Raw genomic sequence first — 18,746 nt, 5'->3', positions numbered from 1 at the left:
CACACCCCTTCACACAAAGGAAGCCGACCTCATGCTGCGCATCGCCGTCCCCAACAAGGGTTCCCTGTCAGGCCCCGCGGGGGAGATGCTGCATGAGGCCGGCTACCAGCAGCGCCGCGAGTCCAAGGAACTGCGGATCGTCGACCCGGTGAACGAGGTGGAGTTCTTCTACCTCCGCCCCCGCGACATCGCGATCTACGTCTCCTCCGGCCGCCTCGACATCGGCATCACCGGCCGCGACCTGCTGGTCGACTCCGGCGCCGACGCCGAGGAGATCCTCCCGCTCGGCTTCGCCCGCTCCACCTTCCGCTTCGCCGCCAAGCCGGGCACCGCGACCGGCATCCAGGACCTCGGGGGCAGGACGGTCGCCACCTCCTACGAGGGGATCGTCGCGGGCCACCTCGCCGAGAACGGCGTCGACGCCTCCGTCGTCCACCTCGACGGCGCCGTCGAGACCGCCATCGAGCTCGGTGTCGCCGAGGTCATCGCCGACGTCGTCGAGACCGGCACCTCGCTGCGCAACGCCGGCCTGGAGGTCTTCGGCGAGCCCATCATGACGTCCGAGGCGGTCGTGATCCGCCGTACCGGAGCCGACGCGGAGGAGCCCAAGGTCCAGCAGTTCCTGCGCCGCCTCCAGGGCGTCCTGGTGGCCCGGACCTACGTGATGATGGACTACGACTGCCGCGTCGAGCAGCTGGAGAAGGCCGTCGCGCTCACCCCCGGTCTGGAGTCCCCGACCGTCTCCCCGCTGCACAACGAGGGCTGGGTCGCCGTCCGCGCGATGGTCCCCTCCAAGGAGGCCCAGCGGATCATGGACGACCTGTACGACATCGGCGCCCGGGCCATCCTGACCACGGCCATCCACGCCTGCCGTCTCTGACCCGCCGCCCCTGACCGCCGTTCCTCCCGCGTGACCCGGAGCACACACACCATGTCGGACGCACCGTCGGGCGCCGGACCGGACCTGCCCGCCCTGCCCGTCACCTTCCGGCCGGGCCGCACCCGAGCCGTCCTCGTGGGCCTGGCCGTCGCCACCGTCGTGACCGTCTCGGCGGTCGGCCTGCTGCTGAACGGGCTCGGCCCGGGAGAGCGCCTCAGCTTCGTGCTGACGGCCCTCTTCCTGGCCGGCGTCCTGATGCTGCTGTCCCGGCCCAAGGTCGTCGCCGACGAGTCGGGCGTCACCGTCGTCAACCTGACGGCCAAGCGGCACCTGGAGTGGCCGGAGATCCTCCGGGTCAACCTCCGCGCCGGCGACCCGTGGGTGTTCCTCGACCTCAGCGACGGCACCAGCCTGCCCGCGCTCGGCATCCAGCCGGGCATCGCCAAGCAGCGCGCCATCGCCGACGCGCGTGCCCTGCGCGCCCTGGTGGAGGCCCGCTCCACCCCCGGCCCCGAGGCGCCGCGCGGCTGACCGGGCCCGCCGCCGGGACGCCCCGGGCACCGGCTCGGCGGCGTCCACCCTGCCGCACACCCCCTTTTCGTGATTAATCTGGGAACGGAGACGCGGTCGTCGCGTCTTCGCCCCTGTCGCTCCGCCCGGTGCGCGGGGGCTCCCGCTACCCGAGGAGTGACTCCCCCCGGCGATGGACGGATCGTCCTGCAGTACCTGCGCCGCCCCCTGCCGACATAGCGCGGACCGAGCCCACGAGGTGCGCGTCCCCGCTCAGGCGGCGGCATCATGACCACCCCCCTGCTGCTCCTGGCAGCCGCGTTCCTGCTGATCCTGGCCAACGGCTTCTTCGTCGCGGCCGAGTTCGGCCTCGTCACGGTCGAACGGCCGGACGCCGAACAGGCCGCCGCCGACGGCGACCGGCGTGCCCGCCGGGTCGTCGAGTCCCTCAAGGAGCTGTCCTTCCAGCTCTCCGGGACCCAGCTCGGCATCACCATCACCTCCCTGGTCGTCGGCATGCTCGCCGAACCGGCCCTCGCCCGGCTGCTGGGCGGACCGTTCACCGCGATCGGCGTCCCCGACGGCGCCGTGTCCGGCGTGTCGGTGGCCGTCGGCATGCTGCTGGCCTCGGCCGTGCAGATGGTGATCGGCGAGCTCGTGCCCAAGAACTGGGCGGTGTCCAAGCCGCTGCACGTGGCGCGCTTCGTCGCCGGTCCGCAGCACGTCTTCGCCCGGCTCTTCCGGCCCGTGATCTCCGCGCTGAACACCGTCGCCAACCGGCTCGTGCGCATGCTCGGCATCGAGCCGGCCGAGGAGCTGGCCTCCGCCCGCACCCCCGGCGAACTGGTCTCCCTCGCCCGGCACTCCGCCCGGGCCGGCGCCCTGGAGCAGGACACCGCGGAACTCTTCGTCCGCACCCTGTCCCTGGGCGAGCTGACCGCACAGCACGTCATGACCCCGCGCGTGAAGGTCAGCGCCCTGCAGTCCTCGGCGACCGCCGAGGACGTGGTCAACCTGACCCGCGCCACCGGCCTGTCCCGCTTCCCCGTCTACCGGGAGAAGATCGACGAGATCGTCGGCATGGTCCACCTCAAGGACGCCCTCGCGGTCCCCGCGCACGACCGGCTGCGCACCCCCGCCGGCCGCATCGCCCGCCCGGCCCTGCTCGTCCCCGAGACCCTGCCCGTACGGCCGCTGCTCACCCGCCTGCGCAGCGAGCAGCCCATCGCGGTCGTCGTGGACGAGTACGGCGGCACCGCCGGCGTCGTCACCCTGGAGGACATCGTCGAGGAGATCGTCGGCGAGGTCCGCGACGAGCACGACGGACTGGACGCGCCCGAACTCGCCCCCGCCCCGCCCGAGGACGGCCGCCCCGCCTGGGACGTCGACGGCAGCTGCCGCGTCGACGCCCTGCGCCGCATCGGCCTGGAGCCGCCCGAGGGACCGTACGAGACGGTGGCCGGTCTGGTCGCCGACCTGCTCGGCCGCATCCCGGCCGTCGGGGACCGGGCCGAACTGCCCGGCTGGCGGCTGTCGGTACGGCAGGTCGGCCACTACCGCGCCGAACGGATACGGCTGGTGCGCACGGCGCCGGTCCCCGTGCCGGAGGCCGCCCGATGAGTGTCCTGCAACTGCTGTTCGCGGCGCTGCTCGTGCTCGCCAACGGCTTCTTCGTCGGCGCCGAGTTCGCGCTCGTCTCGGTACGCCGAAGCCAGATCGAACCGCTCGGCACCGCCCGGGCCCGGCAGGTGCTGTACGGGCTGGAGCGGCTGCCGCAGATGATGGCCGCCGCCCAGTTCGGCATCACCGTCTGCTCGCTGACGCTCGGCGCGGTCGCCGAGCCCACGGTCGCCCACCTGCTGGAGCCGGTCTTCGAGTGGATCCACCTGCCGCACGGCGTGATCCACCCGCTCGGCTACGTCATCGCGCTGGCCGCCGTCGTCTTCTGCCACCTCGTCATCGGCGAGATGGTCCCGAAGAACCTCGCGATGGCCGCCCCGGAGAAGGCCGCCCTGTGGCTGAGCCCCGGCCTGGTCGCCTTCGCCCGCCTGTGCAGGCCGATCACCCTCGCGCTCGGCGCCTGCGCCCAGGGCATCCTGCGGCTGTTCCGCGTCGAGCCGAAGGACGAGGTCGAGGCCGTCTTCACCAGCGAGCAGCTCAACCGGCTGGTCGAGGACGCCGGCCAGGCCGGCCTGCTCGACCCGGAGGAGCAGGAACGCCTGGAGGACGCCCTGGAACTGGGCTCGCGCCCGGTGACGGACGTGCTCCTCGGGCGCGAGTCCCTGGTGACGGTCGGCCCCGCGGTCACGCCGGGCGAGATCGTCGCGCTCACCGCCCGCACGGGGTACTCCCGCTTCCCGGTCGCGGCGGACACGGGCGCCTTCATGGGGTACCTGCACGTCAAGGACGTCCTCGACGCGGAGGACTCCGACCGTGCGGTGCCCCAGCGGCTGTGGCGCCCGATGACGACCCTGCGCCCGGAGCTCCCGCTCGACGACGCCCTCACCGTCATGCGCCGCGCCGCGACCCACCTGGCCCAGGTGGCCGACGCGTCCGGCAAGGTGCTGGGCCTGGTCGCGCTGGAGGACGTGCTCGAACTCCTGGTCGGCGAGGTCCGGGACCCGGCCCACCGGGAGGTGCCGGCGGTGGCGGAACAGCGGGCCAGCGGAGCCCCGGAGGAGGTGCCGGCCTAGGTGGCTGCGGGCAGCAGCGCCCTCCCCAGCACCTGAACGGTCTGGGAGGTACCCCCAGGGGCGGCACGGGCGGGTGCTGTGATGCCCCTGGGGGAGGCGCCCCCGCAGCGGGGCGAGCGACCCCCACCCGTCGCCGCCCCGCTCGAGGGCACTCCACCACGCCCCGAGCGGTACGCCTACATCCCCGGAGGGTCCTGCGGCCCCCGCCCCGACAGCACCTCCCCGTACGCCTGCATCAGATCCGGCAACCGCAACGTCGCCAGGTCCTCCCTCGTCAGCACCCCGCTGTACCCGGACAACCGCAGGTCCCGGTACGCACAGCTCTTCTCGTACAGCGTCCGCAGGAACCGCCCGTTGCCCAACTCGTCGATCCACCCCTGGTCGACCACGTGCCCGGCGATCGACCGCAGCTCGTCCAGCGCCTCCTCGTCCCACCCGTCCCCGTTCTCCGCGGCGAGCACCTCCCCGATCGCGGTCAGCTCCGGCGGCCGGTACGACGGGAAGTCCACGCGGGTGGTGAACCGGGACGACAGCCCGGGGTTGGCGGCCAGCAGCCGGTCCATGCCCTCCGGGTAACCGGCGAGGATCACCACCAGGTGGTCGCGGTTGTCCTCGGCCCGCTTCAGCAGCACCTGCAACGCCTCGTCCCCGTACGCGTCGCCCTTGCCGTACCCCGAGTTGGACAGCGAGTAGGCCTCGTCGACGAACAGCACACCGCCGAGCGCGGAGTCGATCAGCTCGTTGGCCTTCACGGCCGTCTGGCCCAGGTACTCGCCGACCAGGTCGGCCCGCTGCGCCTCGACGAGGTGGTCGCCGCCGAGCAGGCCGAGGGCGTAGAAGACGCGGCCCAGGATGCGGGCCACGGTGGTCTTGCCGGTGCCCGAGGGACCGGAGAAGACGAAGTGGCGTTTGGGAGGCTGGACCGGCAGGCCCTGCCCGGCCCGCAGCCGGGCCATGTTCAGTTGCGCGGACAGGGCCTTGACCTGCCGTTTCACCGGTTCGAGGCCCACCATGCGCTCCAGCTCGGCGAGCGCTTCCTCCAGTAACGCGGGATCCGTGGGCCCGGCGGGCAGGGACGGGTCCGGCGCGCCGTCCCGCTCGCGTACCGGGGGACCGGTCAGGGAGGGAAGCGCCCCGGACGGCGGCGGCACGGGGTCGGAGAGCTTCAGGTCGCGTTCCTCGGCGCCGAAGAGCGGATCGAGCCCGTCGGTCCCGTCCCCGCCGTCCGGTCCGGCACCGGCCGGGGCGAGTCCCGCGAGATCGGCCGGGTCGTCGTAGCCGTCGCCCTCGGCGATCGCCGCCAGCCGGGCCGAGGTGTCCATGAAGGCCGGATCGACGCGGTGCACGGCCCGGTACAGGGGCAGCGCCGCGGCGCTGCGGCCCGTGCCCTCGTGGGCCCGAGCCAGCCAGTAGCGCAGCTCCTTGCGCTGCGGCTGCTCGCTGCGGCACCGCATGAGCGCGGCCGACAGCAGCGGTTCGGCCTGTCCGTACATCTCCAGCCGTACCCGCGCCATCCCGCTGAACAGGCCGGCCTCGATGCCCAGCAGGGGATCGCCGAGCAGCGGATCGGTGTGCCGGACGAGCTGCTCCCAGTCCTTGACGAGGTAGGCGCGGCAGGCGTGCAGGAAACGGACCTGGGGGTCGGTGTCCACCGGCGGCAGCCCGGCGAGTGCCCGGTCCAGCTCCGGTACGTGGCGGCCGTCCAGCCAGTGCGAGGCGTGCGCGAGCAGCAGGTCGCGCGGGGTCTCCAGCACGGGCTGGACCCACCAGCCCAGCCAGTACCAGGAGTTGAGCGTACGGCGGTGCCGGGCGCGCTGTTCGCCGAAGCGGTCCCGGTGCCGGAACATCCGCAGCAGCGCGTTCGTGGTGTCGACGCGCAGCGCGTGCAGTCCCAGCCAGCCGTCGGCCATCGTGGGATCGATGCGCACCGCGGTCCGGAACTCCTCCTCCGCCTGCGGGTAGGCCCCCACGGTGTAGGCGTCCACGCCGCGCAGCCAGGCGAGGTCGGCCGGGGCCTGCGGGCCCTGCGTGCCGAAGTCCATCACGTCCCCCACGAACCGTGCCCCCGTCGGTATGCCACCGGGCCGTCACCCGTCGGCGCTCCGCTCCAACCGCTGTACGGGCGACCGGAGTTGGAAGGTGCGCGCAGCGGCCGTCCGTAGGTCGCACACCGAGGGCATCGTACCCGCGGCGGTCTTCCCCCCGAAGGGCGCAGGGGCGGGTCGTTTCCCGAGGTGGGAGCAGGCGGGGCGCACGCGGAGCGGTGACCCAGAGTGACCGTTGTGCGTCGTGGAGCAGCCGGGAACCGGGTTCAGGGCAGAACGAAGCCCCCGGTCACGGGGGAACAACCGGGGGCTTCGCGTCTGCGGGCGGTTCCGAATGACCGCACATTGAGAACGTAAGACCTGTACGGCCCCTGGGTCAAGCAGAGTTGGGGCGCTCCGGCGAGTCGCGAGAGAGGGGCCTTCACAAGTTCAACACATTGCGGAGATGTCGTCACTCAGGGTGACGGAGACCGTCAGGCTCCGAAGAGACGGCGGGCCCCGGAAGCACCTCGTACCCCTCGTCTCTCTGCCGCACCAGAAGGCGCGCGAAGGGGCGCGAGGGGTCGGTCGCGAAGTGCCGGCGCTCCGCCGGGATCCACCCGTCCCAGAACGTCCGCTGTTCCGCCCCGTCGCGCGCCCGCCCGCGGCTCCACGCCTCCTCGGACGGCAACTCCATCCACAGCAGCAGGGCCAGGTGCGGGCGCAGGTCCCGGCGGCCCGCGCCGACCCCCTCGACGAGGACGACCGGCGCGGGCGGCAGGGCGCGGGGCGCCGTGAAGCGCCGGGCGTGCCAGTCGTAGGGGGCGTAACGCGCGGTGTCGCCGCGTCGCAGGGGCTCGATCACCTGGTCCAGCAGCCGCCCGGTCCAGCCGAACAGCTCGTCGTGGCTGGCGATGTCGTCGAGGTGCAGCACCGGCGCGCCGCCCAGCGAGCCGGCCAGCCGTCCGGCGAAGGTGGACTTCCCCGACCCGGCGTGCCCGTCGATGCCGACGAGGCGCACGGGCCCGCAGGAGGGGGGCAGCCGACGGATCCGGGCGGCGAGGTCGTGGATGGCGGTGTCCTGGGCGGAGCGGAGGGGCGGACGGGTGTTCGCCCAGCACTCTAGCCGCGTCCGCACGGTCCCCGGCGTCCGCCCGCTCCCGGGGAGCCCCCGCACCCTGAGCGCCCCCGCCCCGTCCGCACCGTGCGCCCTCGCGCCCCTCCGCGCTGCTCCGTGCCACTGGTCGACACCAATGTTCATGGCGTGGCGTGCGCAGAAGTGCTGGCAGGAGTGGCAGCCTGCGGCCATAGTTGGCGCACATCCGTGCAACGGACCCGCCCCGACTCGCACACCTGGGGGTCTTCCACCCATGAGCAGAGCCGAACAGCCGTCCCGCAGAACGGTCCTGGCCGCCGCCGTCGCCGCCGCGGTGGCCGGCGGCGCGGTCCCGGCCACCGCCGCGGCCGCGCCGGCCGCCGGTACCGCGACCGCGGACCCCGACCGCGCCCCCCGTCCGGTCGACTACCGGGCCTGGACCACCTTCCACGACTGGCGGGGCGGAACCGCCGAGGGCGTCCGGCCCGTCGCGGGCGTCCGGCCCGGCGTCGTCATCGGCACCCCGGCCGGCACCGCCGGCTACACCGACCCGCACACCGGCAGGACCGCCGCCTGGGAGTACGCGAGGTGGACGTCACCCGTCCACCGGCTCGCCGTGCCCTCGACGGAGGTCATCGCCTCCTGGAACGCCCACACCCCGGACGGCACCTGGCTCCAGGCCGAGCTCAGGGGCACCTACTCGGACGGCACGGACACGCCCTGGTACGTGATGGGCCGCTGGGCCGCCGGCGACCAGGACATCCGGCGGACCTCGGTCGACGACCAGAGCGACGGCAGGAGCAGCGTCTGGACGGACACCTTCTCGATCGACGACGCCTCCACCGGCCTGCGCCTGGTCTCCTACCGGCTCCGGCTCACCCTCTACCGCCGCCCCGGCACGCGGGCCACCCCCACCGTCTGGCGGTTCGGCGCCATGGGCTCCGACGTCCCCGACCGCTTCACCGTTCCGGCGTCCACGCCCGGCTTCGCCGGTGAACTGCGCGTCCCGCGCTACTCCCAGGAGATCCACAAGGGCCAGTACCCGGAGTACGACAACGGCGGCGAGGCCTGGTGCAGCCCCACCTCCTCGCAGATGATCATCGAGTACTGGGGCGGCCGGCTCACGCCGGAGCAGCTCGCCTGGGTCGACCCCTCGTACGCCGACCCGCAGATCTGCCACGCGGCCCGGTACACGTACGACTTCCAGTACGCCGGCTGCGGCAACTGGCCCTTCAACGCCGCCTACGCGGCCACCTTCGAGGACCTCCAGGGCGTGGTCACCCGCCTCGGCTCCCTCACCGACCTGGAGACGCTGATCGCGGCCGGCATCCCGGCCATAACGTCCCAGTCCTTCCTGGAGAGGGAACTGACGGGGGCCGGCTACGGCACCTCGGGCCACCTGATGACCGTGATCGGCTTCACCGCCGACGGCGACGTGATCGCCAACGACCCCGCCTCGGACGACAACGAGGCCGTGCGCCGTGTCTACAAGCGGCGCGAGTGGGAGAACATCTGGCTCAGGACCAAGCGGTACAACGCCAGTGGCAAGGTCGTCTCCGGCACCGGCGGCGTCTGCTACCTGTACTTCCCGGCCCACCCGAGCTCCCGCCAGCGCAAGGCGCTCGAGGCGGTGGGCGTGCGCTGACGACCGCACCGCGACGACGGCCCCCGGCGCGCGCCGGGGGCCGTCCGCTGTGACCAAGGTCTCCGCCGCGCAGAGCGCCGGCGGTGGCATGGTGGACAGGGTCAGCGGGGGATCCAGCAACCGTTCGAGATCAGCGAGAAGCCATGACCGCATACACCGCCACCGCCGCCCGTGTCCGGACCGGCGGCCCCAAGGACGACGGCCCGAAGGTCTTCGAGCACATCATGGGCTGGACCCTCGTCGTGGTGCTCGCGATGTTCGTGGGCCAGCTGGGTCTGCTGTGACATGACCCGCGGATGACCTGCCCCGAGGCCGGGCCCGCCGCACCGCGGAAGTCCCGCCGCCCGCAGGGCAGTGGGGCCACAACCGAACAGCAGTCGTCAACGTGCCGCCGCCCGTCCACGGGCGGCGGCACGAAGCGCTCACCGGCCCGCCGTGCCGAACTCATCGCCGTCGGACGCGGGTCGCCCGTCGGCACGTCGTACGACGCGCTCTCGGCGGACGACACCGCCCGTCAGGCGGATGCCGCCAGGAGGCCGATGCGCCACTGCTCCCGGCCCGAGCGGGACTCCCGCCCGGCGATCGTCCGGGACGCCGTCGCCGGCCTGGTCACCACCGCGGCCGGCGACACCGGACTGCCCCGGGCGGGCCGCGTCCACCGCACCACCGGCGGCCGCCCGCGCTGCGCCGGCCACGACCGGGCCGCGTACCGCGCGATCACCGGCGGTGGCGTCGGCTTCGACGCCGAGGCGCACGCGATCCGCGACGGGGTGCGCGAGGCGAGCCTCGCCGAGGGCGCGTACGGCCGTTCCGGCATCGGGCCGCCGGCCCGCACGGGTTTGCTCTTCTGGGGGGCGGCGTCGAGGACGCCACCCTCGGCCGGATCGACCGTCCCGGACCGCCCCGCGCCCCCGTCGGAGGGGATGCCCGCCGATCGGCGCGAACGCGGTGAGGCGTCCGGTCCGTCACCGCGGGGGACCGGGCCGGTGCGGTCGACGGCGCGGACCGGGCGGCCGGGGAGCCGCCGGGGTCCGGGGCCTCGCGGGCGGGCCGGAGATTTCTCGAAGTAAGCGGTCGTTAACTGGTGACTCCATACGTCCGATCGGGCATACTCACAGCGCACAGCCGCTGGTCAGCCGCTTCCGCGACCCGGGAGTGCGAGCATCGGCCAGGCCCGAACGACCAGGCGGAGCCGCCTCCACCCAAGGCGCACGTCCGCCGATGTGCCCGACAGGGAGGAGAGCGTCGCCATGCCCGACCGCGCCCCGCAGCCGGTGGACCGGCAACTGCCCACGGACGAGGCACGGGATCTGATCTCGCTCGTCCGCGACATCGCGCAGCGTGAGATCGCCCCGAACGCGGCCGAGGAGGAGGACGCCGGACGCTTCCCGCGCGAGGTCTTCACCCTGCTCTCCGACTCCGGCCTGCTCGGTCTGCCCTACGACGCCGAGTACGGCGGCGGCGAACAGCCCTACGAGGTCTATCTCCAGGTCCTGGAGGAACTCGCCGCGGCCCGGCTCACCGTCGGCCTGGGCGTCAGCGTGCACACCCTCGCCTCCTACGCGCTCGCCGCCTACGGCACTAAGGAGCAGCAGGTCGAGCACCTTCCCGCGATGCTCGGCGGCGGCCTGCTCGGCGCCTACTGCCTCTCCGAACCGGCCTCCGGCTCGGACGCCGCGTCCCTGCGCACCAAGGCCGTGCGGGACGGGGACGACTGGGTGATCACCGGGACCAAGGCGTGGATCACGCACGGCGGGATCGCCGACTTCTACACCGTCATGGCCCGGACGGGCGTCGAGGGCCCGCGCGGCATCACCGCCTTCCTGGTCCCCGGCGACGCCGACGGGCTGAGCGCCGCGGTGCCGGAGAGGAAGATGGGCCTCAAGGGCTCGCCCACCGCACAGGTCCACCTCGACGGAGTGCGGGTCCCCGACGCCCGGCGCCTCGGTGACGAGGGGCAGGGCTTCGCGATCGCCCTCTCCGCGCTCGACTCCGGGCGGCTCGGCATCGCCGCCTGCGCGATCGGCGTGGCCCGGGCGGCACTGGACGAGGCGGTGTCCTACGCGGCCGAGCGACGGCAGTTCGGCAAGCCGATCTCCGACTTCCAGGGGCTGCGGTTCATGCTCGCCGACATGGCCACCCGCATCGAGGCGGGCCGCGCGCTGTACCTGACGGCGGCGCGGCTGCGCGACGCGGGGCTGCCGTTCGCCAAGCAGGCCGCCATGGCCAAGCTGTACTGCACCGACGCGGCGATGGGGGTCACCACCGACGCCGTGCAGGTCCTCGGCGGCTACGGCTACACCGCGGACTTCCCGGCCGAGCGCTACATGCGCGAGGCCAAGGTCCTGCAGATCGTCGAGGGCACCAACCAGATCCAGCGGATGGTCATCGCTCGTCACCTCGCGGGTCCCGAGGGACGGTGAAGGTGCCGGTGACGCTGAAGTCACCGGTGGCGACGGCGGCGCCGAGCCCGCGCGGGGGCTCGGCGAGCCTGGCCCACTCCGGGTCGTGGCGGCCCGGCAGGGTACGGCCGCGGTCGGCCCAGGTCCGCATCAACTCGCGGTAGATCGGCGGATCCGGGGGCTGCGGAGCCGGCGGAACCGGTCCCGTCGGCACCGGCACGAACACGCGGCGCCGGCTCCCGGTCGCCGAGTACGTGGGAGTCATACCAGGGGCAACGCGGCGCGGCGCGCACAGGTCACCGGCCGACGGAATCGGGCGTGCGTTCACGGGACCCGCCGCACCTGTCCGTGCGGCGCCCCTCACGCGGGGCCGTGGCACACCCGGCCGCGCCACGGCGGCCTGCGGCCGTGGCGCGGAAGGACCTGCGCAAGGGAACGGCGTTCCCGGGCGCACCCGGGAACGCGGCCGCTCAGGCGGCCTCGCGCCGCATCGCCGGCACGCGCATCGGACGCGAGCCCGGGCCGCCGACGTGGGAGAAGGGCTGGGTCCGCCAGTCGAGGCCCCGAGGCAGCGTCAACAGCAGGGCGGTGTCCTGCTCGTGGGGCTGGAACGACTCGTCCGCGGGACGGGCGTCGGTGGCCCTGCGGCCGGTGCCCGCGCAGACGGTCAGACCGAACGGGTTCCACGGCGAGGCGCACAGCGCGTGCTCCGGCAGCACCTCCTCGTCCGCCAGCAGGGCGATGGGCTGCGCGCAGTCCGGGCAGATCACCCGGTACATCTCGAAGGTGTCGTAGGCGTCGAGCTCCTCGTCGTCGAAGGCGTCGGGATCGACGCCCTCCGGCACGGATTCGACGACGGGCTGCTGCCGCTTGGGCGCGGTACGACCAGGGCGCTTAAGACTCTGCATGGGATTCTCCCCCTCGGGCTGGGCCGTGAAGGCACTGCGGCCTCGACCACAGCAAGCACTTCCCGTCCCCCCTCCCGGGTAATCACGAGAACATCACGGAGACGGGCCGGAGGGTGTGGCGTTGGTCACACGCCGCTCGCGGGTGTCCGGTGCGGCGGTTTTGTCCCCGCCGCGCCGCCCGCCGGCCCCCGCCCGCACCACGGACCGGGCGCGACCCGGGCCGCTCGGGTATCCGAGGAGATCAAGCGCACTGTAGGTTCTTGCGCCATGGAGGAGCTGGACCGACAGATCGTGCAGCTGCTCGTCAAGGACGGGCGGATGAGCTACACAGACCTGGGCAAGGCCACGGGCCTGTCCACGTCGGCCGTGCACCAGCGGGTGCGACGGCTGGAACAGCGTGGCGTCATCCGCGGATACGCCGCGGTCGTCGACCCGGAGGCCGTGGGGCTGCCGATGACCGCCTTCATCTCCGTGAAACCGTTCGACCCCAGCGCGCCCGACGACATCGCCGACCGGCTGGCCGGGGTCCCCGAGATCGAGGCATGCCACAGCGTGGCGGGCGACGAGAACTACATCCTCAAGGTGCGCGTGGCCACCCCGCACGAGCTGGAGGAACTCCTCGCCCGGCTGCGGTCCCTGGCCGGAGTGTCGACCCGGACCACCGTGGTCCTCTCGACGCCCTACGAGGCACGCCCGCCGCGCATCTGACCCCGTCCGGGCGCCGTGGCCCCGCGCGGCGCCGACCTGCGTGCGGACCGCCCGGCGCGAGGGGCGAGACTGGTGTCCATGAGTGAGTCCACCACCCCGCCCGCCACCGTCCTGCTGCGCCGCGGCGAGGTCCACAGTCCCGCCGACCCCTTCGCGACGGCCATGGTCGTCGAACGCGGACAGGTCGCCTGGGTCGGCTCCGAGGGCGCCGCGGACGCCTTCGCGGACGGTGTGGACGAGGTGATCGACCTGGACGGCGCGCTGGTCACCCCGGCGTTCACCGACGCACACGTGCACACCACGTCCACCGGCCTCGCCCTCACCGGCCTCGACCTGTCCGGTGCCCCCACCCGCGAGGCGGCGCTCGCCCTCGTCCGGGACTTCGCCGCGGCCCGCCCCGGCGACCGCGTCCTCCTCGGCCACGGCTGGGACGCCTCCCGCTGGCCCGACGGCCGGCCCCCGTCCCGCGCGGAACTGGACGAGGCCACCGGCGGCCGGCCCCTCTACCTCAGCCGGATCGACGTCCACTCCGCGGTCGTCACCACCGCCCTGCTCGACCTGGTCCCGGGTGACGCCGGCCGGACGGACGGCCCGCTCACCGCCGACGACCACCACGCCGTGCGCGCCGCCGCGCTGGGCGCCGTCACCCCCGCCCAGCGCGCCGAGGCCCAGCGCGCCGCCCTCGCCCACGCCGCCTCGCTGGGCATCGGAACCCTTCACGAGTGCGCAGGCCCGGAGATCTCCTCCGAGGACGACCTCACCGGACTGCTGCGCCTCGCGGCCGAGGGCGACGGGCCCCGCGTGGTCGGCTACTGGGCCGAACGGGACGTCGACAAGGCGAGGGAACTGGGCGCGGCCGGCGCCGCGGGCGACCTCTTCGCCGACGGCGCCCTCGGCTCGCACACCGCCTGCCTGCACGAGCCGTACGCCGACGCCGGCCACACCGGCACCGCCTACCTGGACGCCGCCGACGTCGCCGCCCACGTCGTCGCCTGCACCGAGGCGGGTCTCCAGGCGGGCTTCCACGCCATCGGCGACGCCGCCGTGACCGCCGTCGTGGAGGGCGTGCGCGCCGCCGCCGACAAGATCGGCCTCGCCCGCGTCCGCGCCGCCCGTCACCGCGTCGAGCACGCCGAGATGATGACCCCCGAGACCGTCGCGGCCTTCGCCGAACTCGGCCTGACCGCCTCCGTCCAGCCCGCCTTCGACGCGCTGTGGGGCGGCGAGGACGGCATGTACGCCCAGCGGCTGGGCGCCGGACGGGCCCGCACCCTCAACCCCTTCGCGGCCCTGCTGCGCGCCGGCGTCCCGCTCGCCTTCGGCTCCGACAGCCCGGTCACGCCCCTCGACCCGTGGGGCACCGTCCGGGCCGCCGCCTTCCACCGCACCCCGGAGCACCGCGTCTCCGTGCGCGCGGCGTTCACGGCCCACACGCGAGGCGGCTGGCGGGCGACCGGCCGGGACGACGCGGGCGTCCTGGTGCCGGGCGCGCCCGCGGACTACGCCGTCTGGCGCACGGGCGAGCTGGTGGTCCAGGCCCCCGACGACCGGGTCGCGCGCTGGTCGACGGACCCGCGCTCCGGCACCCCCGGGCTGCCCGACCTGACCCCGGGCCGGGACCTGCCCGTCTGCCTGCGCACCGTGGTGGGCGGCCGGACGGTCTTCGTACGGCCGGGCGAGTGATCACCCCGGCCGACGGGGCGGTGATCTTCTGACCCGCAAACGCCGGGCGTCCGTCGTGCTGACCTGGGCATTGGTGCGAAAGCCGCAGGTCGGACGAGTGTTGACAGGTCACGGCGCAGGGCCGGTAGGTTCGGCGGAGTCCACCACCGGACGCCCGACCGGGGAACCTCCGCGCACTCGCCGTGGCGCCGCTGCGTCAGGGACGGTGTGCCGCACCGGCGCACCGCCACTGGGAGCCAGGCTCAGCGCTCGCGTCGCGGCGGGGGAACGACACGGCCGGTCGGGAGGTGTGACCCGGGTGGGGCCCGGGCGCTCAGTAGACAACGGCTTTCGGTCGATCCGCAGCCAGCGGGTCCCGGGCCGGCCCGAAGGGCGCCGGGCCCCCATCCGCAGGGGAAACGGTCCGAAACGCGCATCCCTACCCAGGTTCCGCCGTGACGACACCGCCATTCGAACGTCCCGTCACGTCATCGCAGGCCGCGGCCACTATGGTGGTCCTCTGCGTACGGACATGAAGGGGCAGCAGTGAACGACGGCGACGGGACGCTCGCGGCAGCGGACCAAGGGAGGCGGTTCGGCCCCCTGGGCACGGCCCTGGTGATCATCCCGACCTACAACGAGGCGGAGAACATCAAGGCGATCGTCGGGCGCGTGCGCGAGGCGGTCCCCGAGGCACACGTTCTCGTGGCCGACGACAACAGTCCCGACGGCACCGGCAAGCTCGCCGACGAACTGGCCGCCGGGGACGACCACGTCCGGGTCCTGCACCGCAAGGGCAAGGAAGGCCTGGGCGCCGCCTACCTCGCGGGCTTCCGCTGGGGCCTGGAGCACGGGTACGGCGTGCTGGTCGAGATGGACGCCGACGGCTCCCACCAGCCCGAGGAACTCCCCCGCCTGCTGACCGCGCTCAAGGGGGCCGACCTGGTGCTCGGCTCCCGCTGGGTGCCCGGCGGCCGGGTGGTGAACTGGCCCAAGTCCCGCGAGTTCATCTCCCGCGGCGGCAGCATGTACTCGCGGCTGGCGCTCGACCTGCCGCTGCGCGACATCACGGGCGGCTACCGCGCCTTCCGCCGGGAGACCCTGGAGGGGCTCGGCCTCGACGAGGTCGCCTCCCAGGGCTACTGCTTCCAGGTCGACCTGGCCCGCCGGGCGATCAAGGCCGGCTACCACGTCGTCGAGGTGCCCATCACGTTCGTCGAGCGCGAGCTCGGCGACTCGAAGATGAGCCGCGACATCCTGGTGGAGGCCCTCTGGCGGGTCACCACGTGGGGCGTAGGGGAGCGGGTCGGCAAGGTGCTGGGCCGCGACAGGCCGACCGACAGGCCGACTGGCAAGCCGACCGACAAGCCGACCGGCAGGTCCACCGGCGGACCGGCCGGGGGGACCGCGCCGGCGCGGCCGGACGCGCCGGACGAGAAGGCATGATCACCCCCTTGTCCCGTGCCGAGCCGGGCCCAGGCACACTGGAGGCATGACGACAGGCGCTCAGACCCCCAGGCCCTCCGCCCGGCCCCGGCGCTCCCGGCTGCGCACGTACCTGCCGCTGGGCCTCGCCGCGTGGCTCGTGCTGGAGATCTGGCTGCTGACCGTGGTCGCGGGCGCGTCGAGCGGGTGGGTGGTCCTCCTGGTCCTGGTCGCGGGCCTGCTGCTCGGTTCCGTGGTCATCAAGCGGGCCGGCCGCCGGGCCTTCCGTGATCTCACCGAGAGGCTGCAACAGCAGCAGCCCGGCGTGGTGCCCGCGCCCCGCGCGAACAGCGAGGGCAACGGCCTGACGATGCTGGGCGGCCTGCTCCTGATGATCCCCGGCATGATCTCGGACGCGCTGGGCCTGCTCCTCCTGCTGCCCCCGGTCCAGAAGGCCGTGAGCCGGTACACGCAGCGGACCGTCGAGCGCAGGCTCCGCGAGGCCGGCCCGGGCACCCTGGGCGACGCCTTCCGGCAGGCCCGCATGCACCACCCGGACGGCAAGGTCGTCCAGGGCGAGGTGATCCGGGACGAACCGGGCGATGCCCCGCAGGGCCCCCGCCCGCCGCTGACGCGCTGACCCGGACCGGGCTCTCCGATTCGGGGCCGAGAGTCCGAGGGGCGCGCGGCGCACGACAAAACGCGGGCGCCGTACGTGAGTTCACGTACGGCGCCCGCGTTCGCCGAAAGTCCGGCTCAGCCCCCGTGGGGACTACGCACTCTTACGGCTGTCCCGCGGATGAACCGCGATGTTCATCGCGCCGGAGCGCAGAACGGCCAGTCGCTCCTCGAGGACCTCTTCGAGTTCCTCGCGGGTGCGCCGCTCCATCAGCATGTCCCAGTGCGTACGCGCGGGCTTGGCCTTCTTCTCCTCAGGGCCGTCGCCGTCCACCAGGAGTGCCTGGGCCCCGCAGACCTTGCACTCCCACTCCGGCGGGATCTCCGCCTCGACCGAGAAGGGCATCTCGAACCGGTGCCCCTTCTCGCATGCGTACTCCACGGCCTGGCGCGGGGCCAGGTCGATGCCGCGGTCCGTCTCGTAGCTGGTCACCACGAGGCGCGTGCCGCGAAGAGCTCGCTCACTCATGAATCGTGCCTCCCGGGCTTGTCGCCCACAGGACAGGTGTCGCTGTCGTCGTCATCCGGTCAACGTCCGGGCGGCGGTAAAGATTCCCGTCCGGAGTCCCCGTTCCGGGCCATGCGTCGCCGTCGCAGCCGCAGCCTTGTCAACCAGTGCAGTACCCGCCGACGTCCGGTTTGTCACCTCTGTCACCAGATGCGACATAGCGTTTCGGCACCTTTGACGCGCAGTAACGGTACGCCTGGCAGGCCAAACGCGTACACTACAGCCCTTTCGTCTCGAGCGCTAAATCCTTTCGGGTACCGGGTTGCCCGCGTCGGCGATCGCACGCCGTACCGGTACCCGCGCGAGCAGGGTGAAACCGATGACGAAGAACACCAGCAGCGAGATGATCGCGTCCCGGTAGCTCCCGGTGAGCTGGTAGGTGAGCCCGAACAGCAGCGGGCCGAGCCAGCTCATGCCGCGGTCGCTCATCTCGTAGGCGGAGAAGTACTCGGCCTCCTTGCCGGGCGGGACCAGGTGCGAGAAGAGGGAGCGGGACAGCGCCTGGCTGCCGCCGAGGACGAGGCCGATGCCGGCGGCCAGCGCGAAGAACCACGCCGGCGCCCCGGCCGGCAGGAAGTACCCGGCCGCGAGCGTGACCGTCCAGGCGACCAGCGACCCGAGGATCGCGCGCTTGGCGCCGTACGTCCGGGCCAGCCGGCCCAGCGCCAGCGCGCCCACCACCGCCAGCACCTGGACCAGCAGCACCGCCACGATGAGCGTGGACTGCCCGAGGCCCAGTTCCTCGGAGCCGTAGACCGACGCCTGGGAGATCACCGTCTGGATGCCGTCGTTGTAGACGAGGTAGGCCAGCAGGAAGGCCAGGGTCAGCGGGCGGCGGCGCATGTCGCGGACGGTCGCCGCGAGCTGCCGGAAGCCGGGGAGGGCCGCCTCCCGAGCGGGGGCGCGGCGGTCGCGCAGCCGCCGCAGAGGTATGAGCGCGAAGGCGCCCCACCACAGACCGGCCGAGGCGAGGCAGACGCGGACCGCCGCGCTCTCGCTCAGGCCGAAGGAGTCGTGGGCGGTGTAGAGGACCAGGTTCGCCACGAGGACCAGCGATCCCGCCGCGTAGCCGAAGGCCCAGCCGCGCGAGGAGACCGCGTCCCGCTCCTCGGGCGGCGCGATCTGCGGCAGGTAGGAGTTGTAGAGCATCATCGCCACCGACTGCGCGGCGTTGGCGACGACCAGGAGCAGGCCGCCCAGCAGGTAGCGGTCGCCGTCGAGGAAGAACATGCCGGTCGTCGCCGCCGCCCCGGTGTACGCGGCGGCCGCGAGCAGCGGCTTCTTGCGGCCCGTGCGGTCGGCCGCGGCGCCCACCGCGGGCATCACCAGGACCGCCACGATCACCGACAGGGAGACCGAGTACGCGAAGAAGGACCCGGAGCGCACCGGAACGCCCAGGGGGTGCACGTAGCCGTCCGCGTCCGCCGCCGACTCGGCGACCGACGTCAGGTACGGCCCCAGGAACACGGTGAGCACGCTCGTCGAGTAGACCGAGCACGCCCAGTCGTAGAAGTACCAGCCGCGCTGCTCGCGCCGCCGGCCGGCGGCCCCGTCGGCCGCGTCCGTCCGCACGGTGTCGGTGCCCACCCGTGCCCTCGCTTCCCCGT

Annotated in this window: 18 protein-coding genes; 12 read left to right on the top strand and 6 right to left on the bottom strand. The window is 73.5% G+C overall.

All coding sequences use genetic code 11. The features are described 5' to 3' along the window. Nucleotides 1–31 precede the first annotated feature (31 nt). The 4 genes from hisG to ACZ4V6_RS14420 all read left to right on the top strand — a co-directional run bounded on the left by hisG (nucleotide 32) and on the right by ACZ4V6_RS14420 (nucleotide 4,083). Nucleotides 32–880 (top strand): ATP phosphoribosyltransferase, encoded by an 849-nt coding sequence (gene hisG, locus ACZ4V6_RS14435; protein WP_467826602.1) that lies wholly within the window; start codon nucleotides 32–34, stop codon nucleotides 878–880. 51 nt (nucleotides 881–931) lie between these two features. Continuing rightward, nucleotides 932–1,411, top strand: a complete 480-nt coding sequence (locus tag ACZ4V6_RS14430; RefSeq protein ID WP_467826599.1) for a PH domain-containing protein — start codon at nucleotides 932–934, stop codon at nucleotides 1,409–1,411. 267 nt (nucleotides 1,412–1,678) lie between these two features. Then, nucleotides 1,679–3,010, top strand: a complete 1,332-nt coding sequence (locus ACZ4V6_RS14425; RefSeq protein WP_467826597.1) for a hemolysin family protein — start codon at nucleotides 1,679–1,681, stop codon at nucleotides 3,008–3,010. Continuing rightward, nucleotides 3,007–4,083, top strand: a complete 1,077-nt coding sequence (locus ACZ4V6_RS14420; protein ID WP_467826594.1) for a hemolysin family protein — start codon at nucleotides 3,007–3,009, stop codon at nucleotides 4,081–4,083. Before ACZ4V6_RS14425 ends, ACZ4V6_RS14420 begins: the two co-directional genes overlap by 4 nt. A 176-nt stretch (nucleotides 4,084–4,259) precedes the next feature. Here the strand turns inward: ACZ4V6_RS14420 and ACZ4V6_RS14415 are convergent, their stop codons facing one another. Both ACZ4V6_RS14415 and ACZ4V6_RS14410 read right to left on the bottom strand, forming a co-directional pair. Continuing rightward, on the bottom strand, nucleotides 4,260–6,125 hold the full coding sequence (locus ACZ4V6_RS14415; RefSeq protein ID WP_467826591.1) for an AAA family ATPase: 1,866 nt from the start codon (nucleotides 6,123–6,125) through the stop codon (nucleotides 4,260–4,262). A gap of 454 nt (nucleotides 6,126–6,579) precedes the next feature. After that, nucleotides 6,580–7,245, bottom strand: coding sequence for a uridine kinase family protein (locus tag ACZ4V6_RS14410; RefSeq protein ID WP_467826589.1), 666 nt, complete (start codon nucleotides 7,243–7,245; stop codon nucleotides 6,580–6,582). Nucleotides 7,246–7,477: 232 nt separating this feature from the next. On the opposite strand from ACZ4V6_RS14410, the gene ACZ4V6_RS14405 reads away from it, so the two are divergent. From ACZ4V6_RS14405 to ACZ4V6_RS14390, 4 genes are all read left to right on the top strand, one after another. After that, nucleotides 7,478–8,848 carry a peptidase C39 family protein gene (locus ACZ4V6_RS14405; RefSeq protein ID WP_467826587.1) on the top strand — a complete coding sequence of 457 codons (1,371 nt, stop codon included), beginning with the start codon at nucleotides 7,478–7,480 and terminating at the stop codon, nucleotides 8,846–8,848. A 143-nt stretch (nucleotides 8,849–8,991) separates the two neighbouring features. After that, nucleotides 8,992–9,132, top strand: coding sequence for an SCO1431 family membrane protein (locus ACZ4V6_RS14400; protein WP_467826584.1), 141 nt, complete (start codon nucleotides 8,992–8,994; stop codon nucleotides 9,130–9,132). 255 nt (nucleotides 9,133–9,387) lie between these two features. Next, nucleotides 9,388–9,918, top strand: a complete 531-nt coding sequence (locus ACZ4V6_RS14395) for a hypothetical protein (protein ID WP_467826582.1) — start codon at nucleotides 9,388–9,390, stop codon at nucleotides 9,916–9,918. A gap of 180 nt (nucleotides 9,919–10,098) precedes the next feature. Beyond that, nucleotides 10,099–11,271, top strand: a complete 1,173-nt coding sequence (locus ACZ4V6_RS14390; RefSeq protein WP_467826580.1) for an acyl-CoA dehydrogenase family protein — start codon at nucleotides 10,099–10,101, stop codon at nucleotides 11,269–11,271. Here the strand turns inward: ACZ4V6_RS14390 and ACZ4V6_RS14385 are convergent. Together ACZ4V6_RS14385 and ACZ4V6_RS14380 are read right to left on the bottom strand one after the other, a co-directional pair. Further along, the gene (locus tag ACZ4V6_RS14385) at nucleotides 11,234–11,515 is read right to left on the bottom strand and encodes a hypothetical protein (RefSeq protein ID WP_467826578.1); all 282 of its coding nucleotides are present in this window, start codon (nucleotides 11,513–11,515) and stop codon (nucleotides 11,234–11,236) included. The genes ACZ4V6_RS14390 and ACZ4V6_RS14385 overlap by 38 nt on opposite strands. 205 nt (nucleotides 11,516–11,720) lie before the next feature. After that, nucleotides 11,721–12,158: a hypothetical protein gene (locus tag ACZ4V6_RS14380; protein ID WP_467826576.1), complete on the bottom strand. Its 438-nt coding sequence runs from the start codon at nucleotides 12,156–12,158 to the stop codon at nucleotides 11,721–11,723. 267 nt (nucleotides 12,159–12,425) lie between these two features. Between ACZ4V6_RS14380 and ACZ4V6_RS14375 the strand changes: the two genes are divergently transcribed. The 4 genes from ACZ4V6_RS14375 (at nucleotide 12,426) to fxsA (ending at nucleotide 16,593) form a co-directional block, all read left to right on the top strand. Beyond that, entirely contained in the window at nucleotides 12,426–12,866 is a 441-nt protein-coding gene (locus ACZ4V6_RS14375; protein ID WP_004002750.1) for an Lrp/AsnC family transcriptional regulator, read from the top strand. Between the two features lie 78 nt (nucleotides 12,867–12,944). Next, nucleotides 12,945–14,549: an amidohydrolase gene (locus ACZ4V6_RS14370; RefSeq protein ID WP_467826572.1), complete on the top strand. Its 1,605-nt coding sequence runs from the start codon at nucleotides 12,945–12,947 to the stop codon at nucleotides 14,547–14,549. Nucleotides 14,550–15,074: 525 nt separating this feature from the next. Further along, nucleotides 15,075–15,974: a glycosyltransferase gene (locus ACZ4V6_RS14365; protein ID WP_467826569.1), complete on the top strand. Its 900-nt coding sequence runs from the start codon at nucleotides 15,075–15,077 to the stop codon at nucleotides 15,972–15,974. 46 nt (nucleotides 15,975–16,020) lie between these two features. Continuing rightward, the gene (fxsA, locus tag ACZ4V6_RS14360) at nucleotides 16,021–16,593 is read left to right on the top strand and encodes an FxsA family membrane protein (protein WP_467826567.1); all 573 of its coding nucleotides are present in this window, start codon (nucleotides 16,021–16,023) and stop codon (nucleotides 16,591–16,593) included. Nucleotides 16,594–16,725: 132 nt separating this feature from the next. Here the strand turns inward: fxsA and ACZ4V6_RS14355 are convergent, their stop codons facing one another. Further along, entirely contained in the window at nucleotides 16,726–17,100 is a 375-nt protein-coding gene (locus ACZ4V6_RS14355; RefSeq protein WP_003977404.1) for an RNA polymerase-binding protein RbpA, read from the bottom strand. A gap of 279 nt (nucleotides 17,101–17,379) precedes the next feature. Then, nucleotides 17,380–18,726, bottom strand: a complete 1,347-nt coding sequence (locus ACZ4V6_RS14350) for an MFS transporter (RefSeq protein WP_467826565.1) — start codon at nucleotides 18,724–18,726, stop codon at nucleotides 17,380–17,382. Nucleotides 18,727–18,746: the final 20 nt, after the last annotated feature.

Source organism: Streptomyces sp. NPDC029152, from assembly GCF_055564355.1.
The sequence above is the reverse complement of the archived record's forward strand: the minus strand, read 5'-3'. Positions and strand labels throughout refer to the sequence as shown.

Coding starts and splice junctions, on each gene's coding strand:
- ACZ4V6_RS14400 (WP_467826584.1), top strand. CDS start 8,992: ATGACCGCATACACCGCCACCGCCGCCCGTGTCCGGACCGGCGGCCCC.
- ACZ4V6_RS14390 (WP_467826580.1), top strand. CDS start 10,099: ATGCCCGACCGCGCCCCGCAGCCGGTGGACCGGCAACTGCCCACGGAC.
- ACZ4V6_RS14415 (WP_467826591.1), bottom strand. CDS start 6,125: ATGGACTTCGGCACGCAGGGCCCGCAGGCCCCGGCCGACCTCGCCTGG.
- ACZ4V6_RS14375 (WP_004002750.1), top strand. CDS start 12,426: ATGGAGGAGCTGGACCGACAGATCGTGCAGCTGCTCGTCAAGGACGGG.
- ACZ4V6_RS14405 (WP_467826587.1), top strand. CDS start 7,478: ATGAGCAGAGCCGAACAGCCGTCCCGCAGAACGGTCCTGGCCGCCGCC.
- ACZ4V6_RS14395 (WP_467826582.1), top strand. CDS start 9,388: ATGCGCCACTGCTCCCGGCCCGAGCGGGACTCCCGCCCGGCGATCGTC.
- ACZ4V6_RS14370 (WP_467826572.1), top strand. CDS start 12,945: ATGAGTGAGTCCACCACCCCGCCCGCCACCGTCCTGCTGCGCCGCGGC.
- hisG (WP_467826602.1), top strand. CDS start 32: ATGCTGCGCATCGCCGTCCCCAACAAGGGTTCCCTGTCAGGCCCCGCG.
- fxsA (WP_467826567.1), top strand. CDS start 16,021: ATGACGACAGGCGCTCAGACCCCCAGGCCCTCCGCCCGGCCCCGGCGC.
- ACZ4V6_RS14430 (WP_467826599.1), top strand. CDS start 932: ATGTCGGACGCACCGTCGGGCGCCGGACCGGACCTGCCCGCCCTGCCC.
- ACZ4V6_RS14425 (WP_467826597.1), top strand. CDS start 1,679: ATGACCACCCCCCTGCTGCTCCTGGCAGCCGCGTTCCTGCTGATCCTG.
- ACZ4V6_RS14380 (WP_467826576.1), bottom strand. CDS start 12,158: ATGCAGAGTCTTAAGCGCCCTGGTCGTACCGCGCCCAAGCGGCAGCAG.
- ACZ4V6_RS14420 (WP_467826594.1), top strand. CDS start 3,007: ATGAGTGTCCTGCAACTGCTGTTCGCGGCGCTGCTCGTGCTCGCCAAC.
- ACZ4V6_RS14385 (WP_467826578.1), bottom strand. CDS start 11,515: ATGACTCCCACGTACTCGGCGACCGGGAGCCGGCGCCGCGTGTTCGTG.
- ACZ4V6_RS14355 (WP_003977404.1), bottom strand. CDS start 17,100: ATGAGTGAGCGAGCTCTTCGCGGCACGCGCCTCGTGGTGACCAGCTAC.